Raw genomic sequence first — 18,613 nt, 5'->3', positions numbered from 1 at the left:
ATAGGGCGGATCCCTCACCCCAACCCTCTCCCGCACGGGAGGGGGGGTACGTGGCGTCAGCTCGCAGTGGCTGAGCCGCAGCCCGAACAAGACGCTCTCGGAAAGAGGGCTTCGATGGTGGGAGGAATCAAAAAATGATCGGGCGGCTCAATCACGTGGCCATCGCCGTGCAGGATCTCGACGCCGCCTGCGCGGTCTATCGCGACACGCTGGGCGCCACGCTCACGCCGCCGCTGCCGCAGCCCGAGCACGGCGTCACGGTGGTGTTCGTCGAGCTGCCGAACAGCAAGATCGAGCTGATGGCGCCGCTCGGCGAGGGCTCGCCGATCGAGGCCTTCGTGGCGCGCAATCCGGGCGGCGGCATCCACCACGTCTGCTACGAGGTCGACGACATCCTGGCCGCCCGCGACCGGCTGAAGGCGCAGGGCGCCCGGGTGCTCGGCACGGGCGAGCCGCGGATCGGCGCCCATGGCAAGCCGGTCCTGTTCCTGCACCCCAAGGACTTTCTCGGCACGCTGGTCGAGCTGGAGCAGGTGTGAGCCGGATCCTGACCACGCTGACGCGCTCGACCCCGGCGACCCTGGTCGCCGTGGCCGTGCTCGTGGCCGCCTTCGTGGCCGTCGGGGTGAGCCAGTTCCGGCTCACCATCGGCGGGGCGATCGCGCTCTACTTCGTCGTGTGGTGGACGCTGCTCTTCGCGGTGCTGCCCCTGCGCAACCAGCCCGAGACCCGGCCCGGGCACGTGGTTCCGGGACAGGATCTCGGCGCTCCAGCCTCCCCGCGGCTGCGCGAGAAGGCGATCTGGACGACGCTGGTCGCCGGTGTCGCCTTCCTGGCCGCTCTGGCGGTGTTCCCGCTGACGGGATTGTAGGGCAGCGGCACCTACGGAGGACGACCGGTCTACAGCAGCGTCCCGGAAGACGACCGCACCGTCAGCGACTTGCCCGCCCGCGAGACGAGATGGGCGAAGGCGAGGGCGGCCGCGGAGGCCTGTGCGGCCGACGGGAAGGTCCGATGCGATTCAGCGACCGTCTCATCGGCTTCGTTGAGCAGGACCCAGGACCAGAGATGCTCGGCCTGGCGGATCTGAAAATGCATGGCGGGCTCACCCGGTAAGGTCCATGCCCAAGCATGCGCCGCAAAAAGGTGTTGCGGGTTAATGGTTTGCGCCGGCAAAGTCCAATAGTCGACAAACCATCGACTTGTTCGCGCTTTCACCGCTCTTCACAGCATGCCGATTGCCGCAGGCAGGCAACACGCCCTGATCGGCAGGCAAGACTCGTGGGCGATGAGCTGGTTGGCGCCGTATTCAGGCCCAGCGCCTCGGTCGAAGGATCGGAGGCGCCGCCGCGAAGGATGTCCAACAACAAAAAAAGCAAGGCCCGAGGCCTTGCTTTTCAAGCTGCAGTGGCTCGACCTTTAATTGTCCTACGCATTGCCTGCGTGGCGGTCGGTTTTCCTCCCGAGACTCGGACCCTGCGCCGCCTCTTGCGGGCGTCGCAAACATCACGCCCCGCTTATAGGAACAACAATTCGTGTTGTCACCGGGTCTGCGAGAAAAATCTGCGCTTTCTTGCCGGCAAATGGGCAGATCGCTTCCGATTGCGGCATCGGGCCCGGCCGACCGGCCCGTGGCGGCGCGGCCCGATTAGGCCGCGCCGTGATCCGACGGTGCTTGTATTTTCCGGCCCCGGCGTGTTGTGTGCCCTCGCGCCGCGGTTCCTCCCGGCCCGATCCAGGCCAAGACTCGGAAAACATGCGTCTTTCTCGCTACTTCATGCCGACCTTGCGCGAGACGCCCAAGGAAGCCGAGATCGTCTCCCACCGGTTGATGCTGCGCGCCGGCCTGGTGCGTCAGGAGGCGGCCGGGATCTACGCCTGGTTGCCCCTCGGCCTGCGGGTGCTGGAACGCGTCTGCGCGGTGATCCGCCGGGAGCAGGATCGTTCCGGCGCCATCGAGATCCTGATGCCGACCGTGCAATCGGCCGAGCTGTGGCGGGAATCCGGGCGCTACGACGCCTACGGCAAGGAGATGCTGCGCCTGAAGGACCGGCACGACCGCGAGATGCTCTACGGCCCGACCGCCGAGGAGATGGTCACGGAGATCTTCCGGGCGAGCGTGCGCTCCTACAAGGACCTGCCCAAGAACCTCTACCAGATCTCGTGGAAGTTCCGGGACGAGGTGCGGCCGCGCTTCGGCACGATGCGCTCGCGCGAGTTCCTGATGAAGGACGCCTATTCGTTCGACTTCGACCAGGCCGGGGCGCGCCACGCCTATAACCGCATGTTCGTGGCCTACCTGCGCACCTTCGCGGGGCTCGGCCTCCGGGCGATCCCGATGCGCGCCGATACCGGCCCGATCGGCGGCGACCTGTCCCACGAGTTCATCATCCTGGCCAAGACCGGCGAGAGCGAGGTGTTCTGCGACCGGGCCTATCTCGATTTCGAGACCCCGCCCGAGACCGTCGATTTCGACGACGTGGCCGCGCTCCAGGGCATCGTCGACGCCTGGACCTCGCATTACGCCGCCACCGACGAGATCCACGAGCCGGAGGCCTTCGCGGAGGTGCTGGAGGAGAACCGCCTGAGCGCCCGCGGCATCGAGGTCGGGCACATCTTCTATTTCGGCACCAAGTATTCCGAGCCGATGGGCGCCAAGGTCGCCGGGCCGGACGGGATCGAGCGGCCAGTCCATATGGGCTCCTACGGCATCGGCCCGAGCCGGCTGGTGGCCGCGATCGTCGAGGCCAGCCACGACGAGGCCGGGATCATCTGGCCGGATTCGGTGGCGCCCTTCGACGTGGCGCTGATCAACCTCAAGGTCGGCGATGCCGGCACCGACGCCGCCTGCGCGCAGATCCAGGCGGAGCTCGAGGCCGCCGGCCTGTCCGTGCTCTACGACGACCGCGACGAGCGCCCGGGCGCGAAATTCGCCACCGCCGACCTGATCGGCCTGCCCTGGCAGGTGATCGTCGGACCGAAGGGCCTGGCCGACGGCAAGGTCGAGCTGAAGCGGCGCGCCGGGGGCGAGCGCGAGAGCCTCGCCACCGTCGACCTGCTGGCCCGCATCCGCCGCGTCTGACCGCTCGGCTGCGGGGCGAGCGGCTCCGGAGCGCTCCCGGCCGACGCGGATCCCGGTTCGGCGCCGGCGAGCGCATCGCGACACCGCCTGCGCGCCGTTTCCGATTGCAACACGATCGGGAACGGCTCTAGGCAGCATTGCGAGCAGCAATTCTGCTTCAATCCGTGTTCATGCATCATTTTCGCCGCGGGAGCGGCGACAGCGCGGTCAATGGTGCTTAGGGCTAATCCGATGACGGGAGCAGCGGCGATCGACCGGGTGAGGAGCTTCGCGGCCTCCTTCCGCGAGGGCACGGCCCCGTTCGCGCCGTTCGAGTGGATCATCGCCGGCCGCTACCTGCGGGCGCGTCGCCGGGGCGGCGGCGTCTCGGTGGTCGCGTTCTTCTCCGTGCTCGGCATCGCGCTCGGCGTCGCCACCCTGATCATCGTGCTCTCGGTGATGAACGGGTTCCGGGCGGAGCTGCTCTCCAAGATCGTCGGCATCAACGGGCACCTGTTCGCCACCCCGATCGACCGGCCGTTCAACGATTGGGTCGACCTGTCGGAGCGCCTCTCGAAGGTGGCCGGCGTGCGCGCCGCGGTGCCGCTGGTGGAAGGCCAGGCCTTCGCCTCGTCGCAGTTCGGCGGCTCCGGCGTGATCGTGCGCGGCGTGCGCGCCGCCGATCTCGACGCGCTCGCCGCGGTGTCGAGCGCGATCCGGGGCGGTACGCTGGAGGGGTTCGACGACGGCAGCGGCGTCCTGATCGGCCGGCGGCTCGCGGATTCCCTGGGCCTCCAGGCCGGGGACAACATCACCCTGGTGACGCCGAAGGGCTCGTCCACGCCCTTCGGCACGGCGCCCCGCACCAAGAGCTACGCGGTCAAGGCGGTGTTCGAGGTCGGCATGACCGAGTTCGACCAGACCTTCGTGTTCATGCCGCTCACCGAGGCGCAGGCGTTCTTCAACCGGGAGAGCGACGTCAGCATGATCGAGATCTACGTCGACAAGCCCGATCAGGTCGGCGAGATGCGCGAGCCCCTGGAGATGGCGGCCGAGCGCCCGGTGCTGCTCACCGATTGGCGGCAGCGCAACCGCACCTTCTTCGGGGCGCTGGAGGTCGAGCGCAACGTGATGTTCCTGATCCTCAGCCTAATCGTCGTGGTGGCGACGCTCAACATCGTCTCGGGCCTGATCCTGCTCGTGCGCGACAAGTCGAGCGACATCGCGATCCTGCGCACCATGGGGGCGACCCCGGGCACGATCATGCGTGTGTTCCTGATCAACGGCGCGCTGATCGGCCTGGTCGGCACCCTGAGCGGCCTCGGGCTCGGGGTCCTGATCACCCTGAACATCAAGCCGATCCAGCATGTGCTGTTTCCCGGCGCCTGGGATCCGACCGTGCGGTTCCTCGCCGAGATCCCGGCCCAGATGAACCCGAAGGAGATCACCGCCGTGGTGATCACCGCGCTCCTGCTGTCGCTCGCGGCGACGCTCTATCCCTCCTGGCGTGCCGCCCGGCTCGATCCGGTGCAGGCCCTGCGCTACGGCTGACGGTCCGCACCCCATGAGCGATGCAAGCCAGCCCGCCGGCACTCCGCCGGTGCCGGCCCTGTTCTTTGCCCGCGTCGAGCGGCGCTACCCGCAGGCCGAAGGGGCCCTGGAGATCCTGCGCGGGGCCGACCTCGCGATCTGGCCCGGGGAGCTCGTGGCCCTGGTGGCACCCTCGGGCGCCGGCAAGTCCACGCTCCTGCACCTCGCGGGCCTGCTGGAGCGGCCCGACGGCGGCGAGGTCTATATCGGCGGGCGGCCCACGGCCGCGATGCCGGATGCCGAGCGCACCCGCCTGCGGCGCGAGGAGATGGGCTTCGTCTACCAGTTCCACCATCTGCTTCCGGAATTCTCGGCGCTCGAGAACGTGGTGATGCCGCAGCTGATCCGGGGCCTCGGCCGGGCGGAGGCCAAGGCCCGCGCCACCGAGCTCCTGAGCTTCCTGGGCCTCAAGGAGCGCCTGCCGCATCGCCCGGCCGAGCTGTCGGGGGGCGAGCAGCAGCGCGTCGCCATCGCCCGGGCGGTGGCCAACGGCCCGCGGCTGCTGCTCGCCGACGAGCCCACCGGCAATCTCGACCCCGGCACGGCCGGCCACGTCTTCTCGGTGCTGATGTCGCTGGTGCGGGCCTCGGGCCTCGCGGCCCTGGTCGCCACGCACAATCTGGACCTCGCTGCCCGCATGGACCGCCGGGTGACGATCCGCGACGGGCTGATCACGCCGCTGGAGTGAGGGCGGCGTCCCTCATCGACACTTGAGCTGGTAGCGGCGCGCGATAAGACCTCCCGACGATGCGTCGAGGGAGAGAGTCGAGGCCGTGCGGGCTTTGCGGCCCGAGCCGCCGTCGCAGCTGTCAGTGAACACATCCCGGAGGACCTGCCCCGGCGTCGCGAGCCCGGTGGCGGGGTCGAGCTTGACGACGGTGAGCGCGGTGACGCTCTCGCCCATGTTGTAGGCGCCGGATTCGAGCAGCACCTCGCTGCGTCCGTCGCGATCGACATCGGCCGCCGCGACGAGCCGCTGATACTGGACGTCCTTGGGGAGCCGGAAGAAGCGCGCCTTCATGCCGTCGCCGACCACGACGAGGACCGGTGCCGCCGCATCCGGAAACGGGTCGCTGGCCACAGGCGCCTTCTCCTGGATGAGATAGGCGCGCTCGCGGCTGTCCGCCCGCGTGAACGCGCCGGCGGCCGAGCCCAGCACCACGAAATCGGTGCCCAGTTCCATGCGCAGGGCCTTCGGCGCCTCCTCCGCCATGATCCGCACCAGCCGGACGCGCTCGTCCGGCAGCACCGAAGGCTCGGCATCCCGGAAGCCACTATCCCGATAATCCACGATGACATCCGCGGCGTAGGCGCCGTGCGCCAGACCCAGCACCATGACACTCGACAGCAGGCGGATCACCGCAACCTCCCGATGAGACGATCGTGGATCGACGCACCACGACCCTGGAAAAAAAACCCGCGCCCAGCGCTCGGCCTCCGGCGTCGGCACGCGAGTCACGGTGAGCCGCATCATCGCGCGGTCAGGCGACATGTCCAGCGATGCAGGACCATAGTCTTCATTCGCCGGCCGGCCGTCAGCGGCGTCCGTCTCGGAGATCCGGCCGAGATCCGTCAGCCTTTGCAGGGCCCCGTGCGGGTTTGGCGGGCGGAGGTGTCTCCGCTCGCGGACAAATTCGGCCGGCATCGACCCGCGCAGGAGGGCGCGCTAGGCTCGGGGCATGCAGGTCGGACGAGAGCCGGGATCGGGAGAGGCGGTGACGGATCGATCCCATGCCGCCGCCGGTCCCGATCCGGTCTGTTCGGGGATCGCGCGGGTCAGCCGGCACTTGCGACGCCTGGAGGCCCTGGCCGCACAGCATCGCTTCCGCAAACGGGTCGTCCGCGCCCTGCGCGGCGGGGCAGGGGGTGGCACCAGCCTCCTCGTCCTGATGAAAGCCAAGATCGTGGGCTCGTTGGCCGGGAAGCTCGCGATTGCCGCGTTGGTCGGGCTCGGCCTCGCTTGGCCGTTCGCGGCGTTGGCCATCCTCACCGTCGTCGTCGCGGTGGTGTCGATCCTCAGCTGCGAGCCCACGGACCTCGACGGCTGCGACTGCAGGCGCCCCAACGCCCGACGCGAACGGCTCACGGCGCTGATCGAGCAGCGCCGGGCGTGGCTCGCCGCCCCCTCAGGGACGGTGCCGAGCATCCGGACCTTTCGGATGCCCCGGCGCACCTGATCGCCAAGCGTATCGCTGATACGGCCGGGGTGATCTCACGCGACCCCGATGGCGAAACCCCTCACCGGCGGGCGGCCTGCGCGGCGTTCCGCCCGGATCCGCGTTCGGCCTCCAGGAACGCCAACGCCTCGACCGTGTCGCAGGCCGCGCCGATCGCGTCGGGGCCATCGGCCATGCGCGCCTTGGCCCGGGCGCAGGCGCGCATCACGGCCGGATCGGACAGCAGGCGACCGAGGACGCGGGCGGCCCGGGCCGGCCGGAAGGCGCGGCGGCTCAAGGTCGCGCCCAGCCTCCGATCCTTGAGGCGCTGCCCCTCGTCGAAATGGTCGAACGCGACCGGGACCACGAGCTGCGGGATGCCCGCCGCCAGGGCCTGCGCCACCGTGCCGACGCCGCCATGGTGGACCAGGGCCGCGCTGCGCGGCAGCAGCGCGCTCAAAGGGGCGTAGGGCAGGTGGATGATCCCGGGCGGCAGCGGCTTCGGGATCTGGCCGTCCTGGGGGGCGAGCAGCACGCCGCGCCGGCCCATCCGGCGGCAGACCGCCAAGGCGGTCTCGAAGAAGGACGCCCCCTGGCGCATCGCCGAGCCGTAGGTGAACACGAGCGGCGCGTCGCCCGCGGCCAGGAAGGCCTCGAGCTCCGGGGGCATCGCCGGCACGTCGCCGAACCGGTCGACCAGCGGGAAGCCGAGCTGCACCGCCTGGGCCGGCCAGTCCGCCTGGGGGGCGGCGTACCAGTCCGGAAACATCAGCAGCATGCGGGTCGGGCTGTTCCACCAGTGCCGCAGCCGGGCGACCGGATCGAGGCCCAGCCGCGCGCGCAGCGCGTTCAGGGGCGGAAGCGTGAACGGGCCGACCGCCACTGTGTCGGCCCCCTGGTTGAGCCAGGCGCGCGCGGCCGCCGGGAGGATCCGGGGCAGCGGCAGCCCGGGCAGCCGGGGCGGATCGGACCGGCTCTCGATCAGGAACGGCATCACGTGCAGCGTGGCGGACGGGATGTCGTAGAGCTCCTGCGCCAACCGCGCGCCCCAGGCCAGGGGCGAGGCGACGACGATCTGCTCGACCCCGCGCGCCCGGGTCGCCCCGAGCCAGAGGCAGGTCGTCTCGGCGACCTGCATGGCGAAGTCGAACATCGGGCGGAAGCCCCAGCGCGGATGCCAGAGTTCAGGCTGGTCGATGACGGACTCGTAATCGGCGGCCGAGCCGAGCGGCTGGAAAGCGAGGCCGGCGCGGCGCGCCATCGCCTCGAACGGGGCCGGTGCCGCCAGCGAGACCCCGTGCCCGCGGGCCAGAAGCGTGTGGCCCAGCGCGATGAACGGCAGCACGTCGCCATGCGTGCCGACGGCCACCAGTGCGACCTGGATCCGTCCCCCCATGTGTTGCGCGGGAATAGCCTGCTCCTTTGACCCCCCCGGTCAAATATCGAACGCCCGTATAGGCCGGCGGCATGCCAGGCCACCCGATCTGCATCAAGCCACTATTTGTTTACCACGTTTTAAAGCCGCAGGCGCCGCAAGCCCGAAGGCGCTTTCAACGGAACAAAAGATGAACATTATGGGGGTGGAACACGGGAGGCACGACGATGCTGAAGCGGTTGGTCCTGACCGGAATGGTCGAGTTCATGGCGTTCGGGATGCTGTTCGCGGCTGTCGGCGCCTGGGCGATAGCACTGGCACCCGTCCGTTAGCCGGGCTTTGCGTTTTGGCGCGCGGTTCCCGCCCGAAACGCCTTATGCACAGGCGATCGGCGCTCGCGCGCGGATTGTCCACAGCGGGCGGCCGAACTGGTGCGCCCGGAACACGACCGGTGGATATCGTCGCCGATGGCTTCGCCATACGTCGACTTGGCAAGGCCGAGCGGGGATGTTGGGCGACCCCTGAACAAGGTCGGCCATGCCACGCCAGCTCAAGGAGGTCGGATTCGTCCACCTCCACGTCCATTCATCCTATTCCCTTCTGGAAGGGGCGCTGAAAGTCGGCTCCCTGGTCAAGGCCGCGGTCGGCGACCGGCAGCCGGCCCTGGCCCTCACCGACACCAACAACCTGTTCGGGGCGCTGGAATTCTCCGAGAAGGCGGCCGGGGAGGGCGTCCAGCCGATCGCCGGGGTGCAGCTCTCGGTGGCGTTCGAGGCGGCCGACCCGCACCAGCGCGCGGCGCCGACGAGCCACGGGGTCGTGCTGCTCGCCCAGGACGAGGCCGGCTATGCCAACCTGCTGCGGCTGGCCAGCCGCGCCTATTTCGACACGGCGCTGGGCGAAACGCCGCGGGTCGAAGCCGCCGCCCTGGCCGAGTGCGGCACCGGCCTGATCGCGCTCACCGGCGGCCTGTCCGGCCCCCTCGACGCGGCGTTCCGGGCCGGCCGGCCCGAGCTGGCCCTGAGCCGGCTGAAGCAGCTCAAGGCGGCCTTCGGCGAGGACCGGCTCTACGTCGAGATCCAGCGCCACGGCTTGCCCGAGGAGGCGCGGATCGAGACGGCGCTCCTCGACCTCGCCGGCCGCCACGGCCTCGGGATCGCGGCGACCAACGAGCCGTTCTTCGCCAAGCCCGACGATTACGACGCCCATGACGCGCTGCTCGCCATCGCGGACGGGCGGCTGGTCTCGGACGAGCGTCGGCGCCGGGTCACCCCGCGCCACGCCTTCAAAACCCGCGCCGAGATGGCCGCGCTGTTCCACGATCTGCCGGACGCGCTCCAGGCCACGGTCGAGATCGCCATGCGCTGCGCCGTGCGGGCGCGGACCCGCAAGCCGATCCTGCCGAATTTCGGCTCGGTCGCGGCGGGGGAGACGCCGCCCATGGCCGACGCGCTGGCCCAGGCGTCCGACGCCCCGGTCCAGGCGGTGGCGGCCGACGAGCCGACCGAGCTGCGCCGCCAGGCCGAAGCCGGGCTGGAGCTGCGGCTGAAGCAGCACGGCACGGCGCCGGGCTTCTCGGAGGACGATTACCGCAAGCGCCTCGCCTTCGAGCTCGACGTCATCGTCAAGATGAAGTTCCCGGGCTACTTCCTGATCGTCTCCGACTTCATCAAGTGGGCCAAGGACCACGACATTCCGGTGGGCCCGGGCCGCGGCTCCGGTGCCGGCTCGCTGGTAGCGTGGTCGCTGCTGATCACCGACCTCGACCCGCTCCGCTTCGGCCTGCTGTTCGAGCGCTTCCTCAACCCCGAGCGCGTCTCGATGCCGGATTTCGACATCGACTTCTGCGTCGAGGGCCGCGAGCGCGTGATCCGCTACGTCCAGCAGCGCTACGGCGAGCGGCAGGTCGGGCAGATCATCACCTTCGGTACGCTTCTCGCCCGCGGCGTGCTGCGCGATGTCGGCCGCGTGCTGGAGATGCCCTACGGGCAGGTCGACAAGCTGACCAAGCTCGTGCCGCAGAACCCGGCCAACCCGGTGACGCTCGCCCAGGCGATCGAAGGCGAGCCCAAGCTTCAGCAGGCCATGGAGGAGGAGCCGATCGTCGCCCGGCTCATCGACATCGCCAAGAAGCTCGAGGGCCTGCACCGCCACGCCTCGACCCACGCGGCCGGCGTGGTGATCGGCGACCGGCCCCTCGAGGAGCTGGTCCCGCTCTACCGAGACCCGAAGACCGGGATGCGGGTGACCCAGTTCAACATGAAGTGGGTCGAGCAGGCCGGCCTCGTGAAGTTCGACTTCCTGGGCCTCAAGACGCTCACGATGCTGCGGTGCTGCACCGACCTGCTGAAGCAGCGCGGCATCGAGATCGACCTGGCGAGCCTGCCGCTCGACGACAAGAACACCTACACGCCGATGGGCCGGGGCGAGACGGTCGGGGTGTTCCAGGTGGAATCCGCCGGCATGCGCAAGGCCCTTTGCGAGATGCAGGCCGACCGGTTCGAGGACATCATCGCCCTCGTCGCCCTCTACCGGCCGGGCCCGATGGCCAACATCCCGGTCTATTGCGAGCGCAAGCTCGGCCGCGATGCCGGCAACGAGGCGTCCTGGTACCCGGATCCGAAGCTGGAGCCGATGCTGAAGGAGACCTTCGGCATCATCGTCTACCAGGAACAGGTGATGGAGATCGCCAAGGTCCTGGCCGGCTACTCGCTCGGCGAGGCCGACATGCTCCGGCGCGCCATGGGCAAGAAGATCCGCGCCGAGATGGACGCGCAGCGCGACCGGTTCCTCAAAGGCTGCACCGAGCGCGGCCTGACCAAGGCCAAGGCCAACGAGATCTTCGACCTCCTGGCCAAGTTCGCCGATTACGGCTTCAACAAGAGCCACGCGGCGGCCTACGCCCTGCTGACCTACCAGACCGGCTACCTGAAGGCGAACTACCCGGTCGAGTTCCTGGCCGCCGCCATGACGCTCGACATCGACAACACCGACAAGCTCGCCGAATTCCGCCAGGACGCGCAGCGCCTCAAGATCACGGTCGAGCCGCCCTCGATCAACACCTCCGGCGAGGTGTTCGAGGTGCGCGACGGCAAGATCTTCTACGCGCTCGCCGCCATCAAGGGCGTCGGCCGCGAGGCGGTGCGGGCGCTGGTGGAGGCCCGGGGCGACCGCCCGTTCAAGGACCTCGCCTGCCTGGCCCGCCGGCTCAACCCGCGGATGATCAACAAGCGCACCCTGGAGAGCCTGGTCCAGGCCGGGGCGCTGGACTGCATCGAGCCCGACCGGGCCCGGGCCTTCGCGGCGGTCGAGCCGATGATGAAGCTCGCCACCAGCGCCGCCGAGGCGGCCTCCACGGGCGTCACCGACATGTTCGGCGGCGTGGTCGCGGACGACGTGTCCCTGCGGATCCCGCCGCACGAGGTCTGGCCGATGGCCGACACGCTCAAGCGCGAATACACGGCGATCGGGTTCTTCGTGTCGGGCCACCCGCTCGACGAGTACGGCGACCTGCTGGACAAGCTGCGGGTGCAGAGCTGGGCCGATTTCTGCCGCTCGGTCCGGGCCGGGACCAGCAGCGTCGGCCGGGTCGCCGCCTCGGTGCTCGACCGGGCGGAGCGGCGCACCAAGACCGGCAACAAGATGGGCATCGTCACCCTGTCGGACCGGACCGCGCATTTCGAGGCGATCATCTTCTCCGAGGGCCTGGGCCAGTACCGCGACATCCTCGAGCCGGGCCGGCCCCTGGTGCTCCAGCTCCAGGCGAACCTGGAGGGCGAGGACGTGCGCGCCCGGATCCTGACCGCGGAGCCCCTCGATCACGCGGTCGCCCGCCACCAGAAGGGCATCCGCATCCATCTCAGCGACCCGCGCGGGGTCGCACCGGTGCAGCAGCGCCTGTCGATGCGGGGGGAGAGCGAGGTCTCGCTGATCCTCAAGCTCGACGGCGGCGACCGCGAGGTCGAGATCCGGCTCCCGGGCAAGTTCCAGGCCTCGCCCCAGCTCGCCGGCCAGCTCCGGACCGTGCCGGGGGTGGTGCAGGTGGAGGTGAGCTAGCTCGCCTCCGAACCGGCTGCCGCCAGCACCACGGCCCGCGTCCCCACCGGCACGCGGCCGTAAAGGTCGATGATGTCCTGGTTCAGGAGGCGAACGCAGCCTGACGACACCATCGTGCCGACGGTTTGCGGCTCCGTGGTGCCGTGCAGCCGGTAGAGCGTGTCCCGGCCGTCCCGGTAGAGGTAGAGCGCCCGGGGCCCGAGGGGGTTGCCGGCACCGCCCGGCAGGCCGCCGGCGACCGGCCCGTAGCGCTCGGGCTCGCGCTTGATCATCGCGGGCGTCGGCGTCCAGCGCGGCCATTCGGCCTTTCGGGCGATGGTGGCCGGCCCGCGGAAGTTGAACGCCTCCTCCCGGCCGACGCCCACGCCGTAGCGGATCGCCCGTCCCTTCTCCCGCACGAGGTAGGCGAAGCGCGAGCCCGGATCGACCACGATCGTGCCGGGCGGTTCGGCCGTGGCGTAGTCGACCTCCTGGCGCAGGAAGCGCGGGTCGATCCCCGTCAGGTCCACCGCCGGGACCGGGAAGGGCTCGCCGGGGAGGGCGGCATACATCGCGACAAAGGCGGGATCGACCGGTGGGCGCAGATCCGACACCGGCGCCGTCTGCCGGGTGACGCAACCGGGCAGCAGAAGGGGCGTGCCTGCGAGCAGGGTCCGGCGGGTGAGGGTCATGGGTCGGCGATCTCGCGAAGGGTGCGGATCGAGAGAACCGCCACGCTGTCGCCCCGTCCAGCGGCTATGGGGTGATCGGACCCATAACCGGATGGCATCCATGGACCTGGCCCTCGCCCTGCGCGCCTTCCTCCGCACCGTCGAGCGCAGCTCCCTGAGCGCGGCGGCGCGGGATCTCGGCGTCTCGCAGCCGGCGGTGAGCAAGCATCTGCGCAACCTGGAGGCCCATATCGGCGCCCGCCTGCTGGAGCGCTCCGCCCGGCTGGTACGGCCGACGCCGCAGGGCCAGCGGCTCTATGAAGCGAGCCAGCCGGCTCTGGCCGCGATCGACGCGGCGCTGGAGGATGCCCGGACCGAGGCGGGCTCCGTCGAGGGTCGCTTGCGCCTGCATGCGCCCTCCTGCATCGGCGTGAAGCACCTGCATCCGATCGTGACGGCGTTCCAGGCGGAACACCCGCGGGTGACGGTGGATCTGGTGCTGGAGGATCGTGTGATCGATCTCGTGCACGAGGATTACGACCTCGCGCTCCGTTACGGCCGGCCGGAGGGCCAGGATCTCGTGGTCCGCCGGCTCGGGTGGGTGCAGCGCATCCTGGTCGCCGCCCCCGCCTACCTGGCGCAGGCCGGCGGGATCGAGACGCCCGAGCAGCTCGCCGCCTGCGCTCTCGTGGCGACCCGGGCGGCGGTCGATGCCCGCAGTGCCCTGATCCTGCATCGGGGCCGCGAGACCGTGACCGTCCCGGTGCAACCGGTGCTCCGCACCAACAACGCCGAGGTCTTGGTCGCGACCCTTCTGGCGGGGCGGGTAATGGGTCCGGTGCAGCACCTGCTGGTGGCCGATCACCTCGCGGCGGGCCGGCTCGTGCGCGTGCTCCCGGATTACGAGGTCCGCTCGACCGAGGCCTATCTGGTCTACCCGTCCGTGCGCCACATGCGCCCGGCGGTGCGCGCCTTCACCGATTTCGCCGTGCCGCGGATCCGCGCCGTGGAGGGGATGCATGCAAACGTGTGACGCGGGGATTGGCGGCCGGGCCAGCGACCATCACCTCCCGATACTGCGGCGCACGCAAGATTTTTTTCCGCTCTAACCCGCTTCGGAAGAAAAAGATTCCCCGCCGGGCACGGAAGAAGCCCGGTCGGCAGTCGGAACATGTGGGCGCCTCACCCGTAGGTTCCGAGCGCACCTCGCGCAAACGGAGCTGCCCGCATGTTCATGAAGATCGACCGCCTGCTCGCGGAGCTGCCGGAGCCCAAGAAGCCCGAGCCCAACGCAGCCGCCGCCCTGCAGGAACTGCTCGGCGGTAAGTACGGCGAGATGTCGACACTCGGGAACTACATGTTCCAGAGCTTCAATTTTCGTAACAAGACCAAGCTCCGCCCATTCTACAGCCTCGTCTCGAGCATTTTCGCCGAAGAGATCGGCCACGTCGAGCTGGTCTCGACCGGCATCGCCATGCTGAATAACGGCCCGGGCAACCCGGCCAAGGACGTCGACATCTCCAAGGCGCCCTTCGCCGAGATGCAGGATGTGCGTCTTGCCGGCAGCTTCCTGTCGAATGGTGGCGGCGCGATGCCGATGAATTCGAACGCCGCGTCCTGGAACATGGACATGGTCACGACCACCGGCAATCTGATCATCGACCTGCTGCACAACTTCCACCTGGAATGCGGTGCGCGCATCCACAAGCTGCGGGTCTACGAGACCATGAGCGAGCCGACCGGCCGTGAGGTCTGCGCGTATCTGCTGGTGCGCGGCTCGCTTCACGCGCACGCCTATGCGCTGGCCCTGAAGAAGCTGACCGGCGTCGAGATCGAGAAGATGCTGCCGACCCCGAACATCGACCTGTCGCGGGTGCCGGAGTGTCAGAAGTACCTCGACGAGGGCAAGCACCGCCGCCTCTACACGTTCAGCGAGGTCGATTATAAGGAAGCGGCCGGCGTCTGGTCGAACGACGAGGTGGCGCTGCCGGGTGATCCGCCGGGCAATCTCGAGGTGATCGACGGAGCCCCCGAGGGCGGCAAGATCCCCGAACTCGACGGCAATTACGGTGCCTTCGCGCCGGATTACGCGCCGGAAGAGATCTTCGAGATCGCCAGCAAGCTCTACAAGAAGGGCCGCTGAGCCCATCGGATTCGGCGTCGCCCCGCGCGGCGCCGAACCACCCTACAACGTCTACAGCGGTGGCGCGGCGAGGCAGCTTCCGAGAGCCGTCTTCAACGCCACCGCATCGCTGTCCGACACGGAAAAGCTCGCCGTCAGGGTCTGATCCCCGCCGCGCGGGCTCGCCTGCGTCCAGGTGAGCCGCGTGCCGGCCTGGGCGAGCGCGAGGGCGACGCCGCGTAGCGGGTCCTCGCCCCGGCGGGCGCCGGCCACCGTGAGGCTGATGCTCCTGTCGGGATCGCGGGCCTCCGCGCCCTGCGCGGCCATCCGCACGGAACGGACGCCGGCGGCGTTCGAGACCAGGATGCCGGTGAGCGGCGCGGCGTTTCCGCCGCCCTGCAGGCCGGCCACGTCGAAACCCTCAGAAAAGTCCGCGAAGCGCGGCACCGTCAGAACCGCCGACACGCCGGATCCGGCCGGATCGCAGGCGAGCCGCAGGGTCGCCGGGTGCTGGCCCGCGCCGAGGCTGGCGTTGCCGGCGAGGTCCGTGGAGCCTGGCACCGGCCGCGACCCGTCGGGCAGCACCGGCGTGCCCCCGGTCAGGATGTCCGACAGCCGGAAACCGTGGGGCCAGGGTCCGGCGGCGAGCACGGCGACCGCAATCACCAGAATCGCCAGGGCCACGCCGATCCGGAGCCGCATCCTGTCCTCGCCTGTCGGAAACTTGCGCCTGTGGGAAACTTGCGCCTGTGGGAAACTCGGGCCGGCGGCATAGCGCATCGCGCCGGATACCGGAACCGGCGCGATGCGCTAGATCCTTGGTTCTGCATCGTCTTTTTCCGAAGGTCGGAAGCGGCCGCTTCAGATGATGCCCAGGCGATCGCGGTTCGGCCGCAACCGTTCGTTCACCACGACTGCAGGAAGCGCCCACAAGCACAACCTGTGGGCCTCGCGGCAACTCCGTAAAAACCGATCGATCCTATGCACGCTTGCTCAACCCTGAGCGTCGCGATGCGCATCAAGATCCTCCTCGCCCTCACTCTCGTGGTCTACGTCACCACCGGGCGCGCGCCCGGCATCCGCGAGCCGCGCAACCCGGATACGGAGCAGGCGGGCGGCCGTGTCGTCATCGCGATGAAGCGCGCCTGGGCGTGAGCCTCACGCGCCCGGCGCGCAGGCCCTGAGCCGGGCGGCCACCAGCGCCTGAAGGTTCCAGAGATGCCGGTCGCGGATGCCGAGGCGCTCGCAGGCCTCGACGGTCCGGAACAGGTACTCGGCGCTGGGGCCGGCATGCCCGCAGGCGGCCGCGATTTTTTCCGCGATCTCGGCATCCGAGAGGCGGCCGGCGTAGCGCTCGTTGGCGCGGTTGGCCAGGAAGGTCAGCGCCGAGACGGTGCCGGCCTCGGTCGCCACCGGCAGCCAGCGGGCGACGTAGCCCCGGCCGCGCATCTCGCGGCGCCAGACCGGCATCAGCGCCTCGCGGATCTCCAGGCCGGGCAGCCGGAACGCCACGCCCTTGCACAGGCCGCCGCGATCGAGCGCCAGGACGAAGCCCGGCCGCTCCGGCGTGCCGCGAAACCGCCGCTGGAGCAGGCAGAAGCGACGGTGAAATCCCCGCACGGTCCCGATCCGGCTCTCGGCCACCGGGAATTCCGGCCGCCACATCAGCGAGCCGTAGGCGAAGACCCAGATGTCGTGCCCCTCGCGGCCCGCGGTGATCGCCTCGAGGCCGGGGCGCAGCTCCGCGTCGCTCAGAACCTCGAGGGCGCTCGGGTCGTCCGGGACGGGGGTGGCGTGGGCGCGGGCGATCAGGTCGAGGCTGAGGTCGAGACGGCGCGCTTGGGGTGACGGCATGCCTGTCAACGCGGAAGGTTCAACGCGCGTTGCCCAGGGCGTCCAGTTCCGGGAACGGCTGGCTGCGGTGGCCGGTGCAGACCTCGTCGTCGTCGATCACCTCCAGCCGGTCGGCCGCATAGCGCATCACCGCCTTCGGCCGCTCGGGCTTGCCGAAGGTGCGGCCGCTCATCCGGCTCGACACGCAGTAGAGCGTCCGGCCGCCATCCTCGATCGGCCCGGCGAGCCGGCTGCCCTCGAACCGCACCGGCAGCAGCGAGACCGATCCGAAATCGACCTGCTTGAGGGCCAAAGCCGCGATCCGCTGCTTCAGGGCCGGGGATGGCGCGTCCTCGGCGGCGGGCTTCGCCGTCTTGGGGGCAGCCAGCGCGCCGGTGATGGTCAGAGCGACGGTGAGAGCCAGGGCGGCACCGATCGTCACGCGAGCGTCCGAAATCACCACGCCATCGCTGCAGTGTCGCCGGCGGGCGAGCCGATCTGACCGCATCCGACACAGCTTCGCGCTGGGCTTCAGAGCTGTAACGAGACGTAGCCCGATCATGACTACAAAGACCCTCTCCCCTGCTGTGTTCAACCTGACAGAGAACACACGCCGGTTCCCCCGTCGTGCCTCAACAAGGAGCGCTCGGCCGGATCGAATGTCCTTCATCATCTTCGTGAACTCGCCCGGAGCGAGGATGACCCCGTATCGGGCCAAGAGACGGCGATGGAAATGCCAGTGCTCGATGAGGATCGACGCGCCGAGCCAACGCCTATCAAAGGGATCATCAGCCATCGTGGCATACCCTCCTGGGATCCTGATCCACTTAACCGACATCTTTATGAGACCCGGTTCACGAATCGGGTCAGAAAACCTCACGTCATTGGCGATCTGACCCCAGGATCGGAAAATCTTCCAGGCGCTTGATGGCTCACAAGATGGCCGAGGCGTGCTTATCTCCCCTGCATGCAGTGGATCGATGACGGGATTGTTCTGGGCCTGCGCCGGCACGGGGAGAGCGGCGTCATCCTGGAGGCGATGACCGAGGCGCACGGCCGCCATCTCGGGCTCGTGCATGGCGGGCGCTCGCGCCGGATGCAGCCGGTGCTCCAGCCCGGCAACCGGGTCCGGCTGACCTGGCGGGCGCGGCTCGACGAGGGGCTCGGCGCCTACACGGTGGAGCCGCTCGAATCCCAGGTCTCCCGGATGATCGGCTCGGGCATCGCCCTCTACGGGCTCGGCCACATGGCCGCGCTGCTGCGTCTCCTGCCCGAGCGCGACCCGCATCCGGCGCTCTACGAGGCGGCGGGCATCCTGGTCGATCATCTCGACAATCCAGCCGTGGCGCCGCCGCTGATGGTGCGGTTCGAGCTGGAGATCCTGTCGGAGCTCGGCTTCGGCCTCGATCTCACCGCCTGCGCGGCCACCGGGGGCAACGACGCCCTGGCCTACGTCTCGCCCAAGAGCGGCCGGGCGGTCAGCGCCTCCGCCGGAGAGCCTTTTCGCGATAAGCTCCTGGCCCTACCCACCTTCCTGCATGCAGGCGGATTGCCGGGGCCCGACGGCGTTGCACAAGGGTTTACCTTGACGGGGTACTTCCTCGACCGGCACGTCTGGGGTCCGCGCGGCCTCGCCGCGCCGGAGGAGCGCGCGCGATTCGTTGCGCTCGGTCGCGAGGCCGAGTAATGTTCGCGCTATGTTCTGCATGTGACCGAGCCGGGGACCGCCCGAGCCTCGGTTGAGACCAACCCCGTCCTTCCGGGGCCGCG

18 protein-coding genes are annotated in these 18,613 nt (G+C 69.6%); 11 read left to right on the top strand and 7 right to left on the bottom strand.

What is annotated here, in order from left to right; translation table 11 throughout:
* Positions 1 to 134: 134 nt before the first annotated feature.
* Positions 135 to 539: a methylmalonyl-CoA epimerase gene (gene mce / locus WYO_RS07215; protein ID WP_007560728.1), complete on the top strand. Its 405-nt coding sequence runs from the start codon at positions 135 to 137 to the stop codon at positions 537 to 539.
* Positions 536 to 871, top strand: a complete 336-nt coding sequence (locus tag WYO_RS07210) for a DUF1467 family protein (RefSeq protein ID WP_007560726.1) — start codon at positions 536 to 538, stop codon at positions 869 to 871. Before mce ends, WYO_RS07210 begins: the two co-directional genes overlap by 4 nt.
* A gap of 29 nt (positions 872 to 900) precedes the next feature.
* Here the strand turns inward: WYO_RS07210 and WYO_RS07205 are convergent, their stop codons facing one another.
* Entirely contained in the window at positions 901 to 1,098 is a 198-nt protein-coding gene (locus WYO_RS07205; RefSeq protein WP_007560724.1) for a hypothetical protein, read from the bottom strand.
* 658 nt (positions 1,099 to 1,756) lie between these two features.
* Here WYO_RS07205 and proS point away from each other — a divergent pair.
* The 3 genes from proS to WYO_RS07190 all read left to right on the top strand — a co-directional run bounded on the left by proS (position 1,757) and on the right by WYO_RS07190 (position 5,339).
* Positions 1,757 to 3,082 carry a proline--tRNA ligase gene (gene proS, locus WYO_RS07200; RefSeq protein ID WP_007560722.1) on the top strand — a complete coding sequence of 442 codons (1,326 nt, stop codon included), beginning with the start codon at positions 1,757 to 1,759 and terminating at the stop codon, positions 3,080 to 3,082.
* Positions 3,083 to 3,313: 231 nt separating this feature from the next.
* Positions 3,314 to 4,612 (top strand): lipoprotein-releasing ABC transporter permease subunit, encoded by a 1,299-nt coding sequence (locus tag WYO_RS07195; protein WP_007560720.1) that lies wholly within the window; start codon positions 3,314 to 3,316, stop codon positions 4,610 to 4,612.
* Between the two features lie 13 nt (positions 4,613 to 4,625).
* Entirely contained in the window at positions 4,626 to 5,339 is a 714-nt protein-coding gene (locus WYO_RS07190) for an ABC transporter ATP-binding protein (protein ID WP_007560718.1), read from the top strand.
* A 12-nt stretch (positions 5,340 to 5,351) separates the two neighbouring features.
* Here WYO_RS07190 and WYO_RS07185 read toward each other — a convergent pair whose 3' ends face one another.
* The gene (locus tag WYO_RS07185) at positions 5,352 to 6,011 is read right to left on the bottom strand and encodes a hypothetical protein (RefSeq protein ID WP_007560717.1); all 660 of its coding nucleotides are present in this window, start codon (positions 6,009 to 6,011) and stop codon (positions 5,352 to 5,354) included.
* A 355-nt stretch (positions 6,012 to 6,366) separates the two neighbouring features.
* Here WYO_RS07185 and WYO_RS07180 point away from each other — a divergent pair, with 355 nt between their 5' ends.
* Positions 6,367 to 6,828: a hypothetical protein gene (locus WYO_RS07180; protein ID WP_007560715.1), complete on the top strand. Its 462-nt coding sequence runs from the start codon at positions 6,367 to 6,369 to the stop codon at positions 6,826 to 6,828.
* A 61-nt stretch (positions 6,829 to 6,889) separates the two neighbouring features.
* Here the strand turns inward: WYO_RS07180 and WYO_RS07175 are convergent, their stop codons facing one another.
* A complete protein-coding gene (locus WYO_RS07175) occupies positions 6,890 to 8,203 on the bottom strand; it encodes a nucleotide disphospho-sugar-binding domain-containing protein (protein ID WP_007560712.1) in 1,314 nt (437 codons plus the stop codon).
* A gap of 516 nt (positions 8,204 to 8,719) precedes the next feature.
* Between WYO_RS07175 and dnaE the strand changes: the two genes are divergently transcribed.
* Complete coding sequence (gene dnaE / locus WYO_RS07170) at positions 8,720 to 12,238, top strand: DNA polymerase III subunit alpha (RefSeq protein ID WP_007560709.1); 3,519 nt, start codon at positions 8,720 to 8,722, stop codon at positions 12,236 to 12,238.
* On the opposite strand, the gene WYO_RS07165 is transcribed toward dnaE, so the two are convergent.
* Positions 12,235 to 12,909 carry a L,D-transpeptidase gene (locus WYO_RS07165; RefSeq protein WP_007560707.1) on the bottom strand — a complete coding sequence of 225 codons (675 nt, stop codon included), beginning with the start codon at positions 12,907 to 12,909 and terminating at the stop codon, positions 12,235 to 12,237. The genes dnaE and WYO_RS07165 overlap by 4 nt on opposite strands.
* A 100-nt stretch (positions 12,910 to 13,009) precedes the next feature.
* Here WYO_RS07165 and WYO_RS07160 point away from each other — a divergent pair, with 100 nt between their 5' ends.
* Together WYO_RS07160 and WYO_RS07155 are read left to right on the top strand one after the other, a co-directional pair.
* Positions 13,010 to 13,921 carry a LysR family transcriptional regulator gene (locus tag WYO_RS07160; protein ID WP_007560705.1) on the top strand — a complete coding sequence of 304 codons (912 nt, stop codon included), beginning with the start codon at positions 13,010 to 13,012 and terminating at the stop codon, positions 13,919 to 13,921.
* A 195-nt stretch (positions 13,922 to 14,116) separates the two neighbouring features.
* Positions 14,117 to 15,031, top strand: coding sequence for a manganese catalase family protein (locus WYO_RS07155; protein ID WP_007560704.1), 915 nt, complete (start codon positions 14,117 to 14,119; stop codon positions 15,029 to 15,031).
* Between the two features lie 51 nt (positions 15,032 to 15,082).
* On the opposite strand, the gene WYO_RS07150 is transcribed toward WYO_RS07155, so the two are convergent.
* On the bottom strand, positions 15,083 to 15,712 hold the full coding sequence (locus WYO_RS07150; protein WP_007560702.1) for a hypothetical protein: 630 nt from the start codon (positions 15,710 to 15,712) through the stop codon (positions 15,083 to 15,085).
* Between the two features lie 309 nt (positions 15,713 to 16,021).
* On the opposite strand from WYO_RS07150, the gene WYO_RS31475 reads away from it, so the two are divergent.
* On the top strand, positions 16,022 to 16,165 hold the full coding sequence (locus WYO_RS31475) for a hypothetical protein (RefSeq protein ID WP_007560701.1): 144 nt from the start codon (positions 16,022 to 16,024) through the stop codon (positions 16,163 to 16,165).
* Between the two features lie 3 nt (positions 16,166 to 16,168).
* On the opposite strand, the gene WYO_RS07145 is transcribed toward WYO_RS31475, so the two are convergent.
* Both WYO_RS07145 and WYO_RS07140 read right to left on the bottom strand, forming a co-directional pair.
* Positions 16,169 to 16,864 (bottom strand): gamma-glutamylcyclotransferase, encoded by a 696-nt coding sequence (locus WYO_RS07145; RefSeq protein ID WP_007560699.1) that lies wholly within the window; start codon positions 16,862 to 16,864, stop codon positions 16,169 to 16,171.
* A gap of 19 nt (positions 16,865 to 16,883) precedes the next feature.
* Complete coding sequence (locus tag WYO_RS07140; protein ID WP_244424106.1) at positions 16,884 to 17,231, bottom strand: hypothetical protein; 348 nt, start codon at positions 17,229 to 17,231, stop codon at positions 16,884 to 16,886.
* Between the two features lie 579 nt (positions 17,232 to 17,810).
* Between WYO_RS07140 and recO the strand changes: the two genes are divergently transcribed.
* Complete coding sequence (recO, locus tag WYO_RS07135) at positions 17,811 to 18,530, top strand: DNA repair protein RecO (protein WP_007560695.1); 720 nt, start codon at positions 17,811 to 17,813, stop codon at positions 18,528 to 18,530.
* Positions 18,531 to 18,613 lie beyond the last annotated feature (83 nt).

Origin of the sequence: Methylobacterium sp. GXF4 (assembly GCF_000272495.1) — a bacterium.
GTDB classification, from domain to species: domain Bacteria; phylum Pseudomonadota; class Alphaproteobacteria; order Rhizobiales; family Beijerinckiaceae; genus Methylobacterium; species Methylobacterium brachiatum.
The sequence above is the reverse complement of the archived record's forward strand: the minus strand, read 5'-3'. Positions and strand labels throughout refer to the sequence as shown.